Origin of the sequence: Amorphus coralli DSM 19760 (assembly GCF_000374525.1) — a bacterium.
Classification (GTDB): Bacteria; Pseudomonadota; Alphaproteobacteria; order Rhizobiales; family Amorphaceae; genus Amorphus; species Amorphus coralli.
Window position 1 is genome coordinate 268320 of sequence record NZ_KB894570.1, and the last position, 19344, is coordinate 287663.

At 64.6% G+C, this 19344-nt stretch carries 19 protein-coding genes and 1 pseudogene; 13 read left to right on the forward strand and 7 right to left on the reverse strand.

The features are described 5' to 3' along the window. Window positions 1-8 precede the first annotated feature (8 nt). Genes C507_RS0101235 through C507_RS0101250 form a run of 4 tightly spaced genes read right to left on the reverse strand, consistent with a single transcriptional unit; the run spans window position 9 to window position 2435 of the window. Window positions 9-779: a VOC family protein gene (locus tag C507_RS0101235; RefSeq protein WP_018697827.1), complete on the reverse strand. Its 771-nt coding sequence runs from the start codon at window positions 777-779 to the stop codon at window positions 9-11. Between the two features lie 54 nt (window positions 780-833). After that, entirely contained in the window at window positions 834-1301 is a 468-nt protein-coding gene (locus C507_RS0101240) for a DUF1579 domain-containing protein (protein WP_018697828.1), read from the reverse strand. Beyond that, a complete protein-coding gene (locus C507_RS20010) occupies window positions 1298-1687 on the reverse strand; it encodes a VOC family protein (protein ID WP_018697829.1) in 390 nt (129 codons plus the stop codon). Before C507_RS20010 ends, C507_RS0101240 begins: the two co-directional genes overlap by 4 nt. A gap of 7 nt (window positions 1688-1694) precedes the next feature. Continuing rightward, entirely contained in the window at window positions 1695-2435 is a 741-nt protein-coding gene (locus C507_RS0101250) for a DUF899 domain-containing protein (RefSeq protein WP_018697830.1), read from the reverse strand. A gap of 68 nt (window positions 2436-2503) precedes the next feature. Between C507_RS0101250 and C507_RS0101255 the strand changes: the two genes are divergently transcribed. The 11 genes and pseudogenes from C507_RS0101255 (at window position 2504) to C507_RS0101300 (ending at window position 13935) form a co-directional block, all read left to right on the forward strand. Further along, window positions 2504-2971, forward strand: a complete 468-nt coding sequence (locus C507_RS0101255; RefSeq protein ID WP_018697831.1) for a MarR family winged helix-turn-helix transcriptional regulator — start codon at window positions 2504-2506, stop codon at window positions 2969-2971. Window positions 2972-3072: 101 nt separating this feature from the next. Continuing rightward, window positions 3073-3249 (forward strand): annotated as a pseudogene (locus C507_RS23640) (helix-turn-helix domain-containing protein); the annotation flags it as partial. Between the two features lie 51 nt (window positions 3250-3300). Next, window positions 3301-3969, forward strand: a complete 669-nt coding sequence (locus C507_RS0101260; RefSeq protein ID WP_245559632.1) for a substrate-binding domain-containing protein — start codon at window positions 3301-3303, stop codon at window positions 3967-3969. Between the two features lie 84 nt (window positions 3970-4053). Continuing rightward, window positions 4054-6114, forward strand: coding sequence for an ABC transporter substrate-binding protein (locus tag C507_RS0101265; protein ID WP_156829117.1), 2061 nt, complete (start codon window positions 4054-4056; stop codon window positions 6112-6114). Between the two features lie 63 nt (window positions 6115-6177). Further along, entirely contained in the window at window positions 6178-7173 is a 996-nt protein-coding gene (locus C507_RS0101270) for an ABC transporter permease (protein WP_018697834.1), read from the forward strand. Then, complete coding sequence (locus C507_RS0101275; RefSeq protein ID WP_018697835.1) at window positions 7173-8339, forward strand: ABC transporter permease; 1167 nt, start codon at window positions 7173-7175, stop codon at window positions 8337-8339. The genes C507_RS0101270 and C507_RS0101275 overlap by 1 nt, the downstream gene beginning before the upstream one ends. 10 nt (window positions 8340-8349) lie before the next feature. Then, complete coding sequence (locus C507_RS0101280) at window positions 8350-9360, forward strand: ABC transporter ATP-binding protein (protein ID WP_210162069.1); 1011 nt, start codon at window positions 8350-8352, stop codon at window positions 9358-9360. Next, window positions 9357-10451 (forward strand): ABC transporter ATP-binding protein, encoded by a 1095-nt coding sequence (locus tag C507_RS0101285; protein WP_018697837.1) that lies wholly within the window; start codon window positions 9357-9359, stop codon window positions 10449-10451. The genes C507_RS0101280 and C507_RS0101285 overlap by 4 nt, the downstream gene beginning before the upstream one ends. Beyond that, entirely contained in the window at window positions 10435-11601 is a 1167-nt protein-coding gene (locus C507_RS0101290; RefSeq protein WP_018697838.1) for a TIGR03364 family FAD-dependent oxidoreductase, read from the forward strand. Before C507_RS0101285 ends, C507_RS0101290 begins: the two co-directional genes overlap by 17 nt. Window positions 11602-11614: 13 nt before the next feature. After that, window positions 11615-12412, forward strand: a complete 798-nt coding sequence (gene phnX, locus C507_RS0101295; RefSeq protein ID WP_018697839.1) for a phosphonoacetaldehyde hydrolase — start codon at window positions 11615-11617, stop codon at window positions 12410-12412. Further along, entirely contained in the window at window positions 12409-13935 is a 1527-nt protein-coding gene (locus tag C507_RS0101300; protein ID WP_018697840.1) for an alkaline phosphatase family protein, read from the forward strand. Before phnX ends, C507_RS0101300 begins: the two co-directional genes overlap by 4 nt. Window positions 13936-13947: 12 nt before the next feature. On the opposite strand, the gene C507_RS0101305 is transcribed toward C507_RS0101300, so the two are convergent. Continuing rightward, window positions 13948-15162 (reverse strand): polyhydroxyalkanoate depolymerase, encoded by a 1215-nt coding sequence (locus tag C507_RS0101305; protein ID WP_018697841.1) that lies wholly within the window; start codon window positions 15160-15162, stop codon window positions 13948-13950. A 214-nt stretch (window positions 15163-15376) separates the two neighbouring features. Between C507_RS0101305 and C507_RS0101310 the strand changes: the two genes are divergently transcribed. Together C507_RS0101310 and C507_RS0101315 are read left to right on the forward strand one after the other, a co-directional pair. After that, entirely contained in the window at window positions 15377-16033 is a 657-nt protein-coding gene (locus C507_RS0101310) for a glutathione S-transferase (protein ID WP_018697842.1), read from the forward strand. A 161-nt stretch (window positions 16034-16194) separates the two neighbouring features. Then, window positions 16195-17127, forward strand: a complete 933-nt coding sequence (locus tag C507_RS0101315) for a cation diffusion facilitator family transporter (RefSeq protein ID WP_018697843.1) — start codon at window positions 16195-16197, stop codon at window positions 17125-17127. 91 nt (window positions 17128-17218) lie between these two features. On the opposite strand, the gene C507_RS0101320 is transcribed toward C507_RS0101315, so the two are convergent. Both C507_RS0101320 and C507_RS0101325 read right to left on the reverse strand, forming a co-directional pair. Continuing rightward, window positions 17219-18430: a quaternary amine ABC transporter ATP-binding protein gene (locus C507_RS0101320; protein WP_018697844.1), complete on the reverse strand. Its 1212-nt coding sequence runs from the start codon at window positions 18428-18430 to the stop codon at window positions 17219-17221. 6 nt (window positions 18431-18436) lie between these two features. Further along, window positions 18437-19312, reverse strand: a complete 876-nt coding sequence (locus tag C507_RS0101325; RefSeq protein ID WP_018697845.1) for an ABC transporter permease — start codon at window positions 19310-19312, stop codon at window positions 18437-18439. Window positions 19313-19344: the final 32 nt, after the last annotated feature.

Consider the following 19344-nt stretch of genomic DNA (forward strand, 5'->3'; position numbering starts at 1 on the left):
GCGAACGACTATTTGTTCGCGGAGACCACCGCGAAGAAGGCGCCCTGCGGATCGAGGCCTTGGGAAATCCACATGCCGCCGGGGACCTCCATCGTCGGGGTCATGATCTGGCCCCCGGCTCCGGTGGCGCGGGCCATGGCGGCGTCCGCTGAATCCACAATGAAATAGCAGCTCCAGGCCGGGTTCGGCATTTCGGCCGGTTGCTTCATCATGCCGCCGAAAGCAATGCCGTTCTTTCCGAACAGCTGATAGACGCCCATCGGACCCATATCCATCGCGTCGAGTTTCTCCCAGCCGAAGTGCCTGGAATAGAAATCGAATCCGGCATCGAGGTCTTCGGTGTACAGCTCGTGCCAGCCAATAGTTCCAGGCGTGTCTTTCGCCGGGGCCTCCGGCGGCTCGCCGTCGCCGTGAAACAGGCAGACGACGGCACCCTGCGGGTCGCCGATGACGGCAAAGCGGCCGATGCCCGGAATGTCCTCCGGAGCGTGATGAATCGCGGCGCCGTCCTGCGCCATCCGCTCCGCCATCTCGTCGATGTCGTCGACCGCGACGTAGACGAGCCAGCCGGGCCGGCCACCCGACTCGACGACCTCGTCGGGCAGCTTCATCAGGCCGGCGACCGGCGCTTCGCCGACCTTGAAGAGAACATAGGTCATGCCTGGCATGCCGGCGTCGGCGGCAGTCCAGCCGATGGTCTGCGTATAGAAGCTCTCGGCCGCCTGCTGGTCGGAAGTCATCAACTCGTACCAGCAGAAGTCACCCTGGGACATCGGCATTCAACGGTCTCCTTGAAAAGAGGCAGTCCGGTCAGTGGATTGGGATTCACGGGTTCAGACGCGCCGGTAGCGGGCCGTCATGATCTCCGTCCAGGTACCGTCCTCGGCCTCCATGTAGGAGACGAAGGTGCGGGTATTCTCGTCGATGACCGTCATGATCTCGCGGTAGCTCGCGGATTCCGACGGCTCGGCGAAGTCCGGCCCCTCGCAATCGAGGGTGAGCGCGTTGGCAGCCGGGTCCAGCGTGCCTTCGTAGACGAACATGTACGGCATCATCGAGCCGACCCAACTGCCGGTGAAGCCGCCGAGGCGCGCGTCGTAGCCGATGGTGAGCAGGCTGGTTGCCGTACCTCCGCCAGGCATTTCGCCGGTGCCCTCGGCAACGATCCAGAAACCGCCGAGCGATCGCACGGTTTCCCGACCCGGCGGCATGTCTCCACAGCCTGGCGCGGAGGCGGTGAACTCCCACTCGCCGACGAGTTGCTTCAACCAGGTGTTCTCGGTGCGCGGCTCGAAGTTCATGTAGACCTCTGCGAAGTGGTCGGCCAGGCCGACGGGTTGATCTCGATGGTCATGGATTGCGCGAAAACAACGCGGTTGCCGTCCGGATCGCGGATGACCGCGCCGCGGGTGACGGCACCGTCGAAGGACCATTCGATGGCGTGACCGGTCTCCTGGAGGGTCTCGCGGAGGGCCCCTATGTCGTCCACCACAAGGGTGACGGAGGCCTGGCCGGCTCTACCCGGGTCGGCGAAGACCTGAACCCAGCCGCCGCCGGCAAACCGCCTCTCGACGAGCCCTTCCATTGGGGCGGCATCGCGCGCGCGGCCAAAGAGCGTGGCGTACCAGCGCTCGGAGGCCTCAAGATCGTGCACGGCGACGCCGGCCAGGACGTTGCTGATCTGCATGACAGGGCTAAACCGCGCCCGCGTGACAGCTGACTGTCGGACCTGCGCCATACTCGTCATGCCGGCGAACGAAATCCATCGTCGTGCCTTCGTTGCGGCCTTTTGGGGCGCGGTCGAGGATCATCAGCGTTCCGATGAGTTCCTCAGGACCCCGGGCATAACTTGAGTAGGTGTGAAAGACGCTACCGTCTTCGTCGCGGTAGAACGCGCTCAGGCCCGGCAACTCGGCGGACGCGCGCTCGCTCGGCGTGTGCCGGAAATTGTAGAAGACTGCTCCGCTGGCCAGTTCGTCTTCGGTGAAGGACACCGCGAAATCGCGGTTGAACGGGCTGGCGAAGGAAGACACCCAGGGAAAGCGCCAGCCCATGCGACTTCGGTAGGCCTCGATCTCGACGAGCGGGGCGCGGGACACAACAACCATCGTCACGTCGTGATTGTTGAGGTGGGGCAGGGCGCCATCGAAGTGATCGGCGAGAAAGGAGCACCCGGGGCATCCCGCTTCCCAGCCCGGCGCGAGCATGAAGTGATAGACGATCAGCTGGCTGCGGCCGGCGAACAGGTCGCCCAGGGTTTGCTGCCCTTCTGGCGTGTCGAAAAGGTAGCTGGTCTCGATCCGCACCCACGGCAGGGCTCTGCGCGCGGCGTTCACCTCGTCGCGGATCCGCGTTTCCGCTTTCTCCTTCTTGAGGAGTTCGCGGCGCGCTTCGAGCCAGTCCTCTCGCGAGACAACATTCTGACGGGGATCCATGACCGCACGCCTCCCTCTGTTCGCGCGTTCACCTTTGCTAAAAGAATTGATATCAATATAATTGTGCCATGTCAAAGGTTGACCACGTTCCCTTTTCCACAACCATTCATGTGCGCGACACATGCCTGTGTCTGCACGCGCAGCGCGCCGCGCGGGCGTTGGCGCGGCGCTTCGACGAGGAGCTCAAGCCATACGGCCTGACCAACGGTCAGTTCTCGCTGCTGATGGCCCTCAATCGGCCGGAGCCACCCCCCATGGGACCGGTCGCCGAGGTGCTTGCCATGGACCAGACCACCTTGACTGCGGCACTGAAGCCACTGGAGAGGCGGGGACTGGTCGAGCGCAAGTCACATCCGAAGGACAGGCGCATGCGGCTCCTGGCCCTCACTCCTGAAGGCATTCGGACGCTGGCGGCGGCCGTTCCCGTATGGCGCCGGGTGCACGGCGAGATCGAACGCTCGCTGTCCGATCCCGAAACCCTCCGGAGCGACCTCCGCGCGCTTTCCTTCGGTCCGCCGGATGCGGGCCCTGTCTGAGCGGAAGCGGCGGTTCGAGCCTCGCTGACTGTCATCCTCCCGTTGGCTTCAACAGCTAAAGTACCGCGTTTGAGCGAGAGCGATCGGGCGGTGCACGGTGAATGAAAGCAACAATTAGCCAGCTCAGGGTTTTGGAGGCCGTTGCGCGAACCGGAAGCTTCTCCCGGGCCGCCGCCGATCTCGGCATCACCCAGCCCTCAGTCTCAACCCAGCTTCGTGCGATCGAGGCGCAAAGCCGGCTAAGGCTTCTCTCGCGCGACGGACATACGATCAGGGTCACGCACTTCGGCGACACGGTGCTGCCTAAGGTGCGGGCGCTCCTGACCATCATGGACGAGATCGAAGGGCTGTTGGAGAACGAGCAGAACCTTCGGACCGGTCTTCTTCGCCTCGGCTACTCGACCGACCAGTTCGCCATGCCGGTGATCTCGCGCTTCATGCGGGTGTTCCCGGGCGTGAAGCTGGAAACGCGGTGCATGGCTTCCATGGATGTGGTGGAGCTGCTCAAGAAGGGCCAGATCGATGCAGCCTTCGTGACAGCCAAGACGGCTCCTGCGGATCTGAGCGCCGAGCGCCTGCGAACCGATCCGATTGTGCTGATGCTTCCCGCAAATCATTCACTTGCGGGCCGACAGTCCGTCGGCTGGGGCGACCTGGCCCAGCATACGATCCTGTGCCGGGAGACCACCTCGGGCACCCGCATTGTTTTCGACGAGGCGGCGCGCCGTTCCGATGTGAACCTGAAGCCGATCGTGACGCTGGGCTCGTGGGAGTCCATGCGCGCCGGCGTCATTGCCGGAATGGGCATCGGAGTGGCGCTGCTTGGCGAGGTGGATCCTGGCGACAGGGTGTGCACCGTACGCATCGATGATTCCGACCTGTGGGCTTCGCACTATCTTGTCTGCTCGCCGCCGATGCGGGAAGCGGCCGCAATTGAAGGGCTTTTCGGCATCGCCGCGGAATTTCGTGACGCCGCGATGACAAGAGAATTAATATAGGTATTATCTATATATTTGAAGATTTCATAAAGGTGTTACATCGAGGGCGCATCGCCTGAGGGGAGAGCCTCAGGGAGAACCTCAATGACCCGTTCGCTGCGACTTGCCCTTTACTCGAGTGCGTCCGTATTTCTCATGACCGCGGCGGCTCACGCCGCGTGCCCGACCGCCACCGTGGCGGACATGAAGGGCCTTTCCTCCAAATACCCGGCGCAGTTCGAGCTCGCCGAGTTCGAGAGTGCCGGTGACTGTGAGCTGGAGTTTTCCGAGAACCCGACCATCTCCGAGCTGAATGCGCGCATCGTCGGCAACGGTGAGCTGGCCGGCGTGGCCGCGCGGCTGCCGGAAGAGCCGCTCGTGGTTGCGCCTTACGACACGGTTGGCCAGTACGGCGGCGTTCTGACCGGGCTGTCGAAGGGAACCGAGTCGGGCACCTCCGATCTTCTCTCGGTGCGTCATGTGAACCTGGTTCGCTACTCTGACGATCTGCAGACCGTGGTCCCCAACGTCGCTAAGGCGTGGGACTGGAACGACGACTTCACCGAGCTGACCATCACCCTGCGCAAGGGGCACAAATGGTCCGACGGCGAGCCGTTCACCGCCGAAGACGTGGCCTTCTGGCACAACGACGTGATCCTCAATCCAGACGTCTACGAGAAGACACCCGACCGTTGGCTCTTTTCCGGCGAGCCGGCCAAGGTCGTGGCGCTCGACGATGTCACGGTGAAGTTCACCTTCCCGGCGCCGGCGCCGGGCATCATGAACCGCTTTGCCGTCGACTACGGCCAGGCCTTCCAGCCCAAGCACTTCCTCGGCCAGTTCATGCCCCGGCACAACGACCAGGCCGAAGAGTTGGCCAAGGAGGCCGGGTTCGAGAATGCGGCCGCTGCCGTTGATTTCTACTACGGCGGATCCGACTGGAAGGATGTGCCGTCGCCGCTTCTCAAGGACGTCGACAAGGCAAAGGCCATCGGCCGCGCCGTCCTGCCGACGCTAGAAAGCCACATCGTCGTCGACGAGACGGCCGAAGGCCGCAAGCTTGTCGCCAACCCGTACTTCCACATGGTGGACACGGCCGGCAACCAGCTGCCCTATATCAACGAGATCAGCGAGACCTACGTTTCCGACAAGGAAGTGCAGAATCTCAAGATCATGAACGGCGACGTCGTCTGGAAACAGCAGGCGGTGTTCCTCGAAGACTTCCCGCTCCTCAAGGAGAACGAGGACAAGGGCGACTACACCGTCAAGTTCGCGCCCGGCCTCGGCGAGAACGTCTTCTACGCCTTCAACCAGACCCACAATGATCCGGTGCTGCGCGAGATCTTTTCCGACAAGCGCTTCAGCAAGGCCATGTCGGTGGCGATGGACCGCGCCGAGATCAACGAGATCGTCTATCTCGGCCAGGGTACGCCGATGCAGGCCTTCCCGGCCGAACCGGCGACTGTGAGCTTCATCTCCGAGGAGATGCTGGCCCGCGATACCGACCACGATCCGGAGGCCGCGCGGGCGCTTCTCGCCGAGATGGGCCTGGAGGACAGCGACGGCGATGGAACGCTTGAGCGCCCCGACGGCAAGCCGCTGGTGGTGCGCCTGGTGTACTCCACCCAGGGTTCGCCGCAGAAGATGCAGGAGCTGATGCGCGACTACTGGAGCGCGGTGGGCGTCCGCGTCGATCTCAAGGAGGTCACCTCCGACGAGTACCGCGCCAGCGGCAACAACAACGACCTGGACGTGATGACCTGGAAGAATGACGGCGTGTCCGCGCCGGCGATCAGCCAGGATCCCACCGTCCTGGTGCCGCCCTTCGGCGATTATTTCAACCCGGGCAATGGTTTCGCCTGGGCGGCCTGGAAGACCTCGGGTGGGTCGGAAGGGCTGGAGCCGCCGGAGGACATCAAGAAGCTCTGGCCGCTGGCCGAAGCGTTCCTGCAGCAGGAGATGGGTTCGGACGAATCCAACCGGATCGGTCGGGAAATCGCCGAGACCCAGCTCTCCAACTACATCAAGATCGGTACCGTCGGCGATATCGTCGCGCCGTACGTCTACCGCAACGACCTGCAGAACGTGCGCGAGCAGACGGCCAAGGCCTACGACTTCTACTGGACCTACCCGTACCGCCCGCAGCAGTGGTGGCTGCAGCAGTAGGGCTCGCACCGACGACCGGCCGGGGCGGCTCAGCCCCGGCCGGTTTTCTCCGGGAGGCCGGTCATGCTCCGCTTCACCCTCGAACGCTTCGTCGGAATGGTCGTCACCATGGCGCTCGTATCGATGATGGTGTTCGTCATCATGGAGCTGCCGCCCGGCGACTACGCGGACCGCTACGCCTTTCGCAAATTTTCAGGTACCGGTGTCAGCGTGACGGAGGCGGACGTCGAGGCGATCCGAGCGGATTTCGGTCTCGATAAGCCGATGGTGCTGCGCTACGTCGACTGGATCGGCGGCATCGTGCTGCGCGGCGATTTCGGCCAGGCCTTTGCCTTCGAGACCTCCGTGGTGAAGGTGATCGGCGACAAGGTCTGGCTGACGCTCGGCATCCTGTTCGCCACGCTCATCATCACCTATGCCGTCTCCATCCCCATCGGGATCTATGCCGCTGTCCATCGCGGATCCACCGCCGATTACGGACTCACGGCCTTTTCCTATCTGGGCCTGGCGCTGCCGAATTTCCTGCTGGCGCTGATTCTTCTCTATTTCGCCAACCGCTGGTTCGATGTCGGCATCGGCGGCCTGTTCTCGCCGCGCTACGCCGAAGCGCCGTGGTCGCTGGGCAAGCTCTGGGATCTCTTCAAGCACCTTTGGCTGCCCGCCTTCGTGCTCGCGTGGTCGGCGGTCGCCTACCAGATCCAGACGGTCCGGGCGACGATGTCGGACGAGTTGAACAAGCTCTCCGTCACCGCGGCGCGCGCGCGCGGCGTTCCGGAGATGAAGCTCTTGGTGAAGTACCCGGCGCGGCTGGCCATCAATCCGGTGGTGTCCACCATTGGCTTCGACGTCAACCGCATCTTCTCAGAGCTGCCGATCGTCGCGGCCGTGCTGGGGCTGACGGAACTCGGTGAGTTGCTCCTGCGAGCCTATCTCGACCTCGACATGTATGTCGCGGGCGCGATCCTACTGCTCCTGACCTTCATCATCGTTTTCATGAATTTCGTCTCCGACCTGCTGCTGGCGTGGCTCGACCCGCGCATCAAGCTGGGGAGTCGCTGATGACCGTGGCCGATGGGATCGACCAGACCTCGCCAAAGGCGCAACGCCAGGCCGAACGCGAGCGCCAGCGCCTTCTGAAATACTACTCCGCCTCGCAGTGGACGCTGATCTGGTGGCGCTTCCGCCGCCACCGCTCGGCCATGCTGGCGGCGTCCATCCTGGGCTTCATGGCGCTGCTCGGCGTGTTCGCCGAGTTCGTCGCACCGTATGGCACGACCACGCGTGACGGCCAATACATAGATGGCCCGCCACAAATCCCGATGTTCTGCGACGCCAACGGATGCACGCTGACGCCGTTCATCCATGGCGTGAAGACCGAGCGCGATCCTGTCACGCTGCGCGCCAAGACGGTGCCGGATCCCGACACACGGGTCTACGTGTCGTTCTTCGCCAAGGGCGAACGGGTCACCGTGCTCGGCCTCTTTGAAACGGACCGGCACCTGTTCGGCCTCGATGATCCCGATGCGATGCTCCACATCTGGGGCGCCGACGATCTCGGCCGCGACGTGTTCTCCCGGACCATGTATGCGACCCGGAACTCGCTCACCATCGGCGTGCTCGGTGTCCTGATCTCCTTCGTGCTGGCGCTGATCATCGGGGGGATAGCGGGCTATGCGGGCGGCATGACCGATAACGTCATCCAGCGGGTGACGGAGGTGGTTCGGGTGGTGCCGATCATCCCGCTCTACATGGGCCTCGCGGCGGCCATGCCGAAGGAATGGTCGACCACCCAGGTCTATTTCGCAATGACGTTGATCCTCGGCCTTTTCGGCTGGCCGACGCTCGCCCGTCGCATCCGCTCCCAGCTCCTGTCGATCCGCAACGAGGATTATGTGGTGGCTGCGAAACTGGCGGGTGCGCGTTCCTCGCGGATCATCGGCCAGCACATGCTGCCGAGTTTCACGAGCTTCATCATCGTCGATCTGGTGATTTCCTTTCCTTACATGATCCTCGCCGAAACGGCGCTCTCCTTCGTGGGGCTGGGGCTGCGGCCGCCGACGGTAAGCTGGGGCGTGCTTCTGCAGCAGGCGCAGAGCGTGCGCGTCATCGAGCAGACGCCGTGGCTGTGCATCCCGGCCGGCTTCGTGGTGATCGCAGTGCTCGCCTTCACCGTTATCGGCGACGGGCTGCGCGACGCGGCCGATCCCTATTCCGGCGCGCGGTGAGGGGGTAGCGATGACAACGATGCTTTCCGTGCGCGATCTGACCATCTCCTTCCGGACCGACGAAGGCACCATCACGCCCGTGCAGAATGTCAGCTTCGAGCTGGATGCCGGTCGCACGCTGGGGCTTGTCGGCGAATCCGGCTCCGGCAAGTCGGTCTCGACCAAGGCCCTGATGCGGCTTCTGCCGGGAACGGCGACCATCGCGCCGGGCGCCGCGATGCACTACCGAACCAAGTCGGGCAAGCAGGTGGAGATCGAAGGGTTGCGCGCTGGCGGGCGCGAGCTGCGCCGGCTGAGGGGCGGGGAGATCGGCATGATCTTCCAGGAGCCGATGGCTTCGTTCAGTCCGGTCTACTCCATCGGCAACCAGATGATGGAGGCGTTCCGCCTGCATCGCGGCATTCGTGGCCGCGCGGCGCGGGAGCTTGCCATCGAGATGCTCGACAAGGTGCGGATCTCCAATCCGGCCGCGCGCCTCGATCAGTATTCGCACGAGATGTCGGGAGGGATGCGTCAGCGCGCGATGATCGCACTGGCGCTCTCGGCCGGACCGAACCTGCTGATCGCCGACGAACCCACCACCGCACTCGACGTGACGATCCAGGCCCAGGTGCTGGAGCTGATGCAAGGGCTTCAGGACGAGCTCGGCATGGCGATGATCTTCATCACCCACGACCTAGGCGTTATCGCGCAGATCGCTGACGACGTTGCCGTCATGTATCTCGGCACCATCATCGAGAAGGGACCGGCCCGCGAGGTGATCCGCGCGCCGCTGCACCCCTACACGGTGGGGCTGCTGGAAGCGATACCCAGCCTCGACCGGCTGGACGCGCGCCTGAAGCCCGTGCCCGGCGACATTCCGAGCCCCAACCAGCGCCCTTCCGGCTGCCCGTTCCATACGCGCTGTGGCCAGGCGATGGCGGGCCTTTGCGACCAGCGCATGCCTGCGGAAACGACCCCATCCACAGGGCGGTCGGTGCGCTGCTGGCTTCACGCGGAAGAGGGTAGGCACGCAGCATGAGCGACACTCTCATCGAGGTGAAGGACCTGGAGGTCCGCTTCCCGATCCGTTCCAAGAAGCTGTTCAAGTCGGAGACTGTCGAACTGCGGGCGGTGGACGGGGTCACCTTCGATATCAAGCGCGGCGAGACGGTTGGGCTGGTGGGCGAGTCCGGGTCCGGCAAGACGACGGTCGGACGGGCCATCCTGCGCGCCATCGATCCGACCGCTGGCGAGGTAATCTTCCACACCCGGCACGAGGACGTGGACGTCGCAAATCTCGAGGGCGAGGCGCTGAGGGCCTTTCGCCAGCACATGAATCTCGTCTTCAAGGCCGGCCCCGTGCAGCTCTCCTCGCTGACCGGGGACATGCTTCGACTGTTCAGGCCACGCATGAGCCTGGTGTTCCAGGATCCCTACTCCTCGCTGAACCCGCGGATGACGGTGCGCGACATCATTGCCGAACCACTGGTCGCCAGCGGCATGGTGACAAGCCGCGAAGAAGTTGACGTGCGGGTGCGCGAGATCGCCGGGCGCTGCAAACTGAACCTGGAGCACCTTCGGCGCTTTCCGCACGCTTTCTCAGGTGGGCAGCGCCAGCGCATCTGCATTGCCCGGGCCCTGGTCTCGCGCCCGGACTTCGTGGTCTGCGACGAATCCGTTTCCGCGCTCGACGTCTCGATCCAGGCGGAGATCATCAATCTCCTCAAGGATCTGCAGGAAGAGATGGGGGTCGCCTTCCTGTTCATCGCCCACGATCTCTCCGTCGTGGCTCAGATCTCCCACCGCGTGGCGGTGCTCTATGTCGGCAAGTTCGTCGAGTACGCGCCGACCGAGAAGCTCTTCTTCACCCCGCGCCATCCTTATACCCACGCGCTGCTCTCGGCCGTTCCCCGAGCCGACCCCGATGCTGCGTTCGACCCGATCAAGCTGTCCGGCGAGATCCCGAACCCGCTGTCGGCGCCGAGCGGTTGCCGGTTCCACACCCGCTGCCCCCTGGCTCGCGAGCGCTGCTCGACGGACGTGCCGGAGTGGCGCGAAATCGACGAGGATCATTTCGTTGCTTGCCACTTTGCGGAAGAGTTCGATTTCTCCCGTGTCCGCAGTCATTGACGCTCCGAAGCTTCGGCGTGCGGCGGGGGTTACCACCTACGACGTCGCCATCGTTGGAGCCGGGATCCTGGGGCTCGCCCATGCGCTCGCCGCCGTCCGGCGCGGCAAGCGGGTCGTCGTGATCGAGCGCGACATCCGGGCAAACGGGGCCTCGATCCGGAATTTCGGGTTCATCACGGTCACCGGCCAGGCCGCGGGTGACTGCTGGCGCCACGCTCGCAAGAGCCGCGACATCTGGCTCGAAGTTGCCGAAGCAGCAGGGATCTCCATCGAGCATCGCGGTCTGGTTTTGGCGGCGCGACGTCCGGAGGCGGAAGCCGTTATCGAGGCTTTCCTTGGCACCGACATGGGGCAGGAGTGCGAGCGGCTCAGCCCGTTCGAGGCAAGCCAGTACGTGCCGCCGCTGCGCACCGATACGGTGAAGACGGCGCTCTACTCGCCGCTGGAGCTTCGGGTGGAATCGAAGGACGCGCTGCCGCGGCTCGCCAACTGGCTGGAGAACGAGCACGGCGTCGCGTTCCGCTGGGGCACGCAGGTCCATGCGGCGGAAGCTCCACGGCTGGACACATCGGCCGGCCGCATCGAGGCGGAAACGGTCGTGATCTGTCCGGGAGACGACTTCACCGCCCTTTACCCGGGTCGGATCGCCGCCTACCGCCCGACGCGCTGCAAGCTCCAGATGCTCCGGGTCCGCCCCGCCGAGCGGTTCCTGCTCGGCGCCGGCGTCATGTCCGACCTCGGCCTTGCGCGCTATCGCGGCTACGCCGACCTGCCGGAGGCTGCGGCACTTGCCGAGCGGCTCGACCGCGAACAGGCCGATGAGCGCGCGAACGGTGTCCATCTGATCGCCGTCCAGTCAGAGGATGGCTCGCTGATCGTCGGCGACAGCCACCATTATGACGACATGCCGGACCCGTTCGCGCCGGTATCCGTCTCGGATCTGATCCTGGGCGAGCTCGATGCGGTGCTCGACATCCCGGGCCGAACGGTCGTGGAGCGCTGGATCGGTACGTACGCCAGCGCAAAGAACCGATGGCGCTTCACCGACAGGCCTGACGATGCCACACGCATCGTCGTCGTCACGGCCGGCTGCGGTGCCTCCACGGCCTTTGGTATCGGTGAAGAAACCATCGCCGACCTGTTTGGATAAAGGGAAAAGCCCAATGAGCCGCTTCAAAGCCGCCGTTTTTGACTGGGCGGGCACCACCATCGACTGCGGGTCCTTCGCCCCGATGGGTGTGTTCGTCGAGGTCTTCGCCAAGTTTGGCATCGCGGTCACCATCGAGGAGGCACGCGAGCCCATGGGCATGCCCAAGTGGAACCACATCGACGCGATGCTGAAGGCCCCGCGCATTGCGGCAGAATGGCAGCGGGTGCACGGACGCGCGGCAACCGGAGCCGATGTTGACGCCATCTACAAGGTGTTCGTGCCGATGAACGAGGAGGTCGTGGCGCGTTTCGCGACGCTGGTTCCTGGAACGAAGGAGGCCGTCGGCGGCCTGCGCGACCGGGGTCTGAAGATCGGCTCCACCACAGGCTACACGCGCTCGATCATGCGCCACGTCCTGCCGGTTGCCGCCGCCCAGGGCTATGAACCCGACAATCTCGTGTGTTCTGACGATCTCGTCGAGGGGCGGCCCGGTCCCCTCGGCATGTACAAGTGCTTCGTTGACCTGGGCGTCTATCCGTCGTCGGCGGTCATCAAGGTCGACGATACCGAGCCGGGGATCGCGGAAGGGGTGGCCGCGGGATGTGTGACCGTCGGGGTCTGCCTGTCCGGCAATTATGCCGGTCTGACGGTTGACGAACTCGCCGCCCTCGGCGAGGCGGAGAAGGCGGAGATCCGCGCACGCGTTTCTGCCAAGCTCGAGGCCGCAGGGGCCAACTACACCATCGACACCGTCGCGGACCTGCCGGCGCTGGTCGACCGGCTCGACAGCGAGCGCGAAGCGGCGGAATGAGGCCCAACGTCCTCTTCATCACCGCCGACCAGTGGCGCGGCGACTGTCTTGGCGCAGCTGGCCATCCGGTGGTGCGGACCCCGAATGTCGACCGCTTGGCGGCCGAAGGCGTCTTGTTCCGACGCCACTACGCCAATGCGGCCCCGTGCTCTCCGGCGCGGGCGGTGCTCTATACCGGCCTTTATCAGATGACCAACAGGGTGTGCCGGAACGGGACCCCGCTGGATGACCGGTTCGACACGGTGGCGAAGGCAGCGCGGCGCGCGGGCTATGTGCCGACTTTGTTCGGTTACACCGATACCGGTCCGGACCCGCGCGGGCGGGCACCCCGCGATCCGGCGCTGACCAGCTACGAGGGCGTACTGCCCGGCTTCGACGTTCGCCAGGCATTGCCGGAGGACGATCGGCCGTGGCTCTCCTGGCTGGCACGTCGCGGCGTGGACGTCTCCGATCCCGCGCGTATCCATCGACCGACCGATGAATTGGCTCCGGCCGTTTCGAGCCGGCCGCCCGCCTACGGAGCCGACCAGACCCAGACGGCCTTTCTTGCGGATGCCTTTCTCGACTGGCTCGCAGAGCAGGAGAGGGCGGGCCCATGGTTCGCCCACATCTCCTTTTTGCGACCGCACCCGCCGTTCATCGTGCCGGAGCCCTATGCCTCCCTGTATGAGGGCGTCGAAGCGCCGGACCCGGTGGGACTTGGGAGTGCGCAGGCGGAGGCAGACCTTCATCCGCTCGTCGCGTTCACCCTCGATCGGCTGGCGAAGTCGGACTTCATTCCGGGAGCGGCGGGGCGCGCGCGCGATTGGAGCGACGAAGAGCGGCGCACCATCCGACAGATCTACTGGGGCATGATCAGCGAGGTGGATGCCCACCTTGGCCGCGTTTTCGACGCGATCAAGGAGAGTGGCGCTTGGGATAACACGGTGATCGTGTTCACCTCCGATCATGCCGAGCTGATGGGGGATCATCATCTTCTCGGCAAGGGTGGCTTCTTCGACGGCGGCTACCATGTGCCGCTGGTCGTTAGGCTGCCCGGCGGTGCCGATGGCGCAGTGGTGGAGGCGTTCACCGAGGCCGCCGATGTCTTTCCGACAATCGCGGACCTGATCGGTGCCGTGCCGGCAAACGCGCCTGACGGTCGGTCACTGCGGCCGTTTCTGGAGGGACGGCGCCCCATCGCCTGGCGCGACCATGTTTTCTGGGAGTTCGATTTCCGAGACGTGGCGGGCCGGGCGGCGGAAATCCGGTTCGGGCTTTCGTCCCGGTCCTGCAATCTTGCCGTCATCCGGGACGCGACCACCAAATATGTCCACTTTGCCGGGCTGCCACCGCTGCTCTTCGACCTGGAGGCGGATCCAGGCGAGACGCGCAACCTGGCGCAGGAGCCTGCGTGGCGGGAGCGGAGGCTGGAACTTGCGGAACTCCTGCTCGCCCATCGTGCCGCCCATCTCGACCAGACCCTGGCTTTGACCGCGCTGACGGAGCGGGGCCCGGTGTCGGAGCTCCCCTGGCCGGAGTGAGAATGGCCGCTGCTACTCCATGGCAAGGATCATGTTGCGCACGACCGGATAGATCTCCCGTTGCCAGCGCTTGCCGTTGAACACGCCGTAATGGCCCACATTGGCCTGGAGGTGATGGCGCTTCAGGTGCGGCCTCAGCGAACGGCAGAGATCGTGGGCGGCGGCGGTCTGACCGAGAGCGCAGATGTCGTCGCGCCCGCCTTCCACGGTGAGCAGGGCGGTCTTGCGGATCGCTCCGGGATCGACAATCCGGTCGCGGTAGCCGAACTCGCCTTTGGCAAGCTCGTTGCGCTGGAACACCCGGTCGATGGTCTCGATGTAGAATTCCTCGGTGAGGTCGAGGACGGCGAAATATTCGTCGTAGAAGGTCTTGATTCTCTCCGCCTCGGCCGTCTCGCCCCTTGCCATGTGCTCATAGAGCCTGCGGTGCGCGGCCTGATGACGGTCCATGTTCATCGCCATGAAGGCGGTGAGCTGCAGGAAGCCCGGATAGACCCGCCGTCCACCGCCGGGATAGCGGCCGGGCACGCTGGCGATGACGGAGCGCTCGAACCAGGAGAGCGGCTTCGACATGGCGAGTTCGTTGACCGCCGTCGGGCTTTCCGACACGTCGATCGGGCCGGCCATCAGCGTCATGGAACGGGGGGTGGCCGGGTGGTCGTCCTCCGACATGATGGCCACGGCGGCGAGCGCCTGCACGCAGGGTTGGCAGACCGCCAGAATGTGGGCGCCGGGGCCGATCTCCTCCAGGAAACGGACGAGATAGTCGATGTAGTCGTCAATGGCGAAACGCCCGGCTTCCAGCGGTACGTCGCGGGCATTCACCCAATCTGTGATGTAGACCTCGTGGTCGCGCAGAAGCGTCTCCACGGTGCCGCGCAGCAGCGTGGAGAAGTGGCCGGACAGCGGTGCGACAACCAGCACCCGCGGCTGCTCGGTGTCGATGTCCTTCGAAAACTTCAGAAGCTGGCCGAAGGGGAGGTCGAGGGCGACTTCGGTGGTGACCGGCACATCGCGATTGCCGACGCGCACATGGTCGATGCCGAAATCGGGACGCGTGTGGGAGAGCTCGAAGCGCGACAGCATCGCCATCCCGGCTTCCAGGCGATTCCGGACGTCAGCCGCGAACCCCCATCCCAGCCAGTCGGGTACGGGCATCGAGTTTCGGGCAAGCGCCCGCAGCGGAGCAATGAGATCGTCCTGAAGCTGATAGGTCCGGTAGAGCATCGAAGGGTCCCGGCCGGGGGTGATATTGCACTGCAAAAAAATAGTGCGAATAGTCCTGCATTGCGAGACAATTGTCGGCGTGATGCCTGCGATCGGGCGATGGCCGGGATTGCAGGGAGCCGCCGACCGACACGAAGCAAGCACGAACCGGGCCATCGCCATCAGGGAGGGCCCGGATCAGGCAGGGACACAACAGGATCGAATGAAAGCTGACATGACAAAGGCGACGCTGACGATCTCCTCCAGGAACTATTCGTCCTGGTCGCTGCGCGGCTGGCTTCTCTGCCGCATGGCCGGGCTCGATTTCATGGAAGAGCATGTCGGTCTCGACGATCCGGATACGCGCCAGGAATTGCTGCTCCTGTCTCCCTCAGTTCTGGTGCCGCGGCTGACCGATGGCGCGGTGACCGTCTGGGACACGCTGGCGATTGCGGAATATCTGGCCGAGATCGCGCCGAAAGCCGGGCTCCTGCCGGGCGATCAGGCGGCCCGGGCCCACTGCCGGGCCGTCTCGGGTGAGATGCATTCCGGCTTTTACAATCTGCGCTCGGCGCTGCCCATGAACCTCAAGGCCCGGCACGATCAGTTCAAGATCTTCTCCGGGGCGCGGCCCGACGTCGAGCGCATCAAGGCGATCTGGAGCGAGTGCCTTGCCGCTTATGAGGGGCCGTACCTGTTCGGGTCGGCGCCGACGGTCGCTGATGCCATGTACGCGCCGGTATGCACGCGCTTCCGCACCTATGCCGTGGATCTCGAGCCCGAGCTTCAGGCCTATTGCGAAACGGTCTTCGCATGGCCGCTGATGCAGGAGTGGACCGACGGCGCGCTTGCCGAGCCCGACGAGATCGTCGAGCTGGAAGTGGAGTTCTAGAGGGCGCAACCTTCGTACCAGCGACGTAAGGGAACGATCTGTGTAATTGCGCCGTTGCCCCGTCGTATCATCCGCAAAGGGGCTGGCGGCGGATGTCGGGATCTCCACGGAGCGATCCGGGCGGAAGGCCGCGTTCCTGTCGTCGAGACACAGGAGAGATCATGGCGTCCGGATCCAAGAAAGTCGTCTACGCCGCGCTGCTCGGCAACCTGGCCATCGCCATCACCAAATTTGCCGCGGCGGCCTGGACAGGCTCCAGCGCGATGCTGTCGGAGGGCATCCACTCCGCCGTCGATACTTCCAATCAGGTCATCCTGCTGTTCGGCATGAAGCGCGCGTCGCGGCCGCCGGACGACGCGCACCCGTTCGGCTACGGCATGGAGATCTATTTCTGGGCGTTCGTGGTGGCACTGCTGATCTTCGCGCTCGGCGGATCGGTGTCGATCTACGAAGGCATCCACCGGGTCATGCACCCCGAACCGATCCACCAGCCTTGGGCGAATTTCGTGGTGCTGGGGATCGCCATCGTCATCGAGGGTTACATTTTCCGCATCGCGTGGAAGGAGCTGCGCCACCAGCAGCCGAACCGCTCCATCTGGCGGGCGCTGCAGGTGAGCAAGGACCCGAGCGTCTTCGCGATCTTCTGCGAGGACTTGGCCGCGCTTGCGGGCCTTTCAGTGGCCCTGATCGGCGTGGCTCTTGCCTACTATCTCGAGATGCCCGTCTTCGACGGCATTGCTTCCATTCTGATCGGCGTGATCCTCGTTGCCACCGCCGTTTTCCTGGCAAGGGAAACGCTCAGCCTGATGACTGGCGAAAGCGCGTCCAAGGGCGTGCTCGCCGACGTGCGCGAGGTGCTCAATGGCGACAACCGCGTCAATCATGTCGGCGAGGTGCTCAGCATGCATCTCGGTCCCCGGGAAATCCTGATCGCCGTGTCGGTCGACTTTGACGAGGAGCTGTCGGGCGAGGATGTCGAGACGACGATGCGTGAGCTGACGCTGGCGCTGGAAGACAAGCGCGATGAAATCAGCCGGGTCTTCTTGCGGCCCGTGCGCTCGCGCACCCCGACACCGACGCCCGTTCTGCCGTGAGGTAGAGCCAGGCCCTGCCGGCGGGGCGCTTGGCCAGCCGCATGCGCTGGGAAAGGACCTGACGTTCGCACGTCAGCCTGACCGCACCGGATCAGCCGTCATCGTTGGCGAGTGATGCCAGCGCGTCCGTCGCTGACATCCGGCCAACCACGCGCCCTTCAGCATCGACGACCACCAGCGGCGTCGAGTGACCGGCGAAGCGGGGCAGAACCTCGGCAAGAACGGTGTCGTCGCTGGCCTTTTCCGGCATCGGGAGGTTGCCGGTGTCCGTCCACCAGGCGTCCGGCTCGTTGCGTCCGGCGTAAAGGGTTGCCTCGGAGACGGCGCCAACCGGCCGGTTCTCTCCGTCCACGACCACGACGGCATCGACGCCATCGCGTTCGATCAGTTCGATGAGGCGCGCACGGGAAAGTTCAGAGGCCGCAAGCGTGGTGGCGTCGCGCTTGGTGCTGGCTAGCGTCACCACGCGTCCACGGTTCACGTCGCGAACGAACCGCTCCACGTAGTCGTCGGCGGGATGAAGCAGGATGTCTTCGCCGGTGCCTACCTGACGCAACTCGCCATCGTTAAGGATGGCGATGTGGTCGCCAAGGCGCAGCGCCTCGTCGAGATCATGGGTGATAAACACGATGGTCTTGTGCAGCTTGGACTGCAGTTCTTTGAGCTGCGCCTGCATGTCGCCCCGGATGAGCGGATCGAGGGCGGAAAAGGCCTCATCCATCAGGAGCACGTCGGCGCTGGTCGCGAGTGCTCGGGCAAGGCCGACACGCTGCTGCATGCCACCCGACAGATGACGCGGATAGCGGTCCTCGTAGCCGGCGAGCCCCACCGTCTCGATCTGCTCCATCGCCGCCTCGCGCGCCTTGTCCCTGGCGACCCCATCGACCCGCAACGGGTACATGACATTGGCCAGCACGGTCTTGTGCGGCAGCAGGGCGAAGCGCTGGAAGACCATGGAGATCTTCTGGCGGCGCATGGCACGGAGTTGCTTTTCGTCGAGGGTGAGGACGTCTTCCCCGTCGATCAGGATGCGCCCGGCGGTGGGCTCGATCAGCCGGTTGATGTGCCGGATGAGGGTCGATTTGCCGGACCCGGACAGCCCCATCACCACGAATGTCTCGCCGGACGCGATGTCGAGGCTGATGTCGCGGATGCCGACCACGTGACCGGTTTCCTCAAGGATCTCGCGCTTCGAGGCACCGGTCTCGACGCGAGGGAGCACGGACTGCGGATCCTCGCCAAAGATCTTGTAGACGTGCTCGATGGAGATTTTTGGATCCCGGGGCGGGGTGGAGCTGCTCATCGGGGCCTAGCTGTTGTGAAGATGCTGCTGCACGCGGCGGCCGTAGGCCTGCGCGATGCGGTCGAAGATGATCGCCAGGAAGACGATGGCGAGACCGGCGAGCAGGCCGCGGCTGACCTCCAGCCGCTGGATACCCTGCAGAACCTGGTAGCCGAGACCGCCGGCGCCGATCATGGAGGCGATGACCACCATGGAAAGCGCCATCATGGTGGTCTGGTTGATGCCGGCCATGATGGTCGGAAGGGCAAGCGGGATCTGGACGGAGAACAGGCGTTGGGTCGAGGTCGCACCGAACGCGGTGACCGCCTCGATCACCTCCGCGTCGACCTGGCGAATGCCGAGATTGGTGAGCCGGATGACGGGCGGCACGGCGAACACAATGGTGGCGAGCAGCGCGGGGATCTTGCCTGGCCCGAACAGCATTACGAACGGGATCAGGTAGACGAAGATCGGCATGGTCTGCATCACGTCGAGCACCGGCAGCATGATCGACTGCATGCGGTCAGACCGAGACATCAAGATACCGAGGGGAATGCCGACGAGAATTGCGAGAAAGGTGGCCGTCAGCATTAGCGCGATGGTCGCCATGGCCGGTTCCCAGAGGCCGATCAGCCCGGTCAGGAAGAGCATCACGACGATGCCGATAGCCGTGGCGATGGATCGGGTTGCCAGGTAGCCGATCCCGGCGATCGCCAGGATGACGATGTACCAGGGGGTCCAGAGGAGGCCGTCCTCGATATTGTTGAGCAGGCGCAGGACCGGCAGGAAGGCGAGCTCGAGCTGGCGCCCCCATTCGATGACGACCCAGTTGAAGGCATCGTCGATGGCAAGGCGAAGCCCGCGCGTGTCGATCAGCTCCGGAAAGCCGGCTTCCATCTGCATGTCCCTCTGGTTCTACGGCAGGTTTCGTCCGG

What these genes read in the sequence shown, in the direction of transcription:
- C507_RS0101235 (WP_018697827.1), bottom strand. Translation starts at nt 779, where the DNA reads ATGCCGATGTCCCAGGGTGACTTCTGCTGGTACGAGTTGATGACTTCC.
- C507_RS0101240 (WP_018697828.1), bottom strand. Translation starts at nt 1,301, where the DNA reads ATGAACTTCGAGCCGCGCACCGAGAACACCTGGTTGAAGCAACTCGTC.
- C507_RS20010 (WP_018697829.1), bottom strand. Translation starts at nt 1,687, where the DNA reads ATGCAGATCAGCAACGTCCTGGCCGGCGTCGCCGTGCACGATCTTGAG.
- C507_RS0101250 (WP_018697830.1), bottom strand. Translation starts at nt 2,435, where the DNA reads ATGGATCCCCGTCAGAATGTTGTCTCGCGAGAGGACTGGCTCGAAGCG.
- C507_RS0101255 (WP_018697831.1), top strand. Translation starts at nt 2,504, where the DNA reads ATGTCAAAGGTTGACCACGTTCCCTTTTCCACAACCATTCATGTGCGC.
- C507_RS0101260 (WP_245559632.1), top strand. Translation starts at nt 3,301, where the DNA reads ATGGACGAGATCGAAGGGCTGTTGGAGAACGAGCAGAACCTTCGGACC.
- C507_RS0101265 (WP_156829117.1), top strand. Translation starts at nt 4,054, where the DNA reads ATGACCCGTTCGCTGCGACTTGCCCTTTACTCGAGTGCGTCCGTATTT.
- C507_RS0101270 (WP_018697834.1), top strand. Translation starts at nt 6,178, where the DNA reads ATGCTCCGCTTCACCCTCGAACGCTTCGTCGGAATGGTCGTCACCATG.
- C507_RS0101275 (WP_018697835.1), top strand. Translation starts at nt 7,173, where the DNA reads ATGACCGTGGCCGATGGGATCGACCAGACCTCGCCAAAGGCGCAACGC.
- C507_RS0101280 (WP_210162069.1), top strand. Translation starts at nt 8,350, where the DNA reads ATGACAACGATGCTTTCCGTGCGCGATCTGACCATCTCCTTCCGGACC.
- C507_RS0101285 (WP_018697837.1), top strand. Translation starts at nt 9,357, where the DNA reads ATGAGCGACACTCTCATCGAGGTGAAGGACCTGGAGGTCCGCTTCCCG.
- phnX (WP_018697839.1), top strand. Translation starts at nt 11,615, where the DNA reads ATGAGCCGCTTCAAAGCCGCCGTTTTTGACTGGGCGGGCACCACCATC.
- C507_RS0101300 (WP_018697840.1), top strand. Translation starts at nt 12,409, where the DNA reads ATGAGGCCCAACGTCCTCTTCATCACCGCCGACCAGTGGCGCGGCGAC.
- C507_RS0101305 (WP_018697841.1), bottom strand. Translation starts at nt 15,162, where the DNA reads ATGCTCTACCGGACCTATCAGCTTCAGGACGATCTCATTGCTCCGCTG.
- C507_RS0101310 (WP_018697842.1), top strand. Translation starts at nt 15,377, where the DNA reads ATGACAAAGGCGACGCTGACGATCTCCTCCAGGAACTATTCGTCCTGG.
- C507_RS0101315 (WP_018697843.1), top strand. Translation starts at nt 16,195, where the DNA reads ATGGCGTCCGGATCCAAGAAAGTCGTCTACGCCGCGCTGCTCGGCAAC.
- C507_RS0101320 (WP_018697844.1), bottom strand. Translation starts at nt 18,430, where the DNA reads ATGAGCAGCTCCACCCCGCCCCGGGATCCAAAAATCTCCATCGAGCAC.
- C507_RS0101325 (WP_018697845.1), bottom strand. Translation starts at nt 19,312, where the DNA reads ATGCAGATGGAAGCCGGCTTTCCGGAGCTGATCGACACGCGCGGGCTT.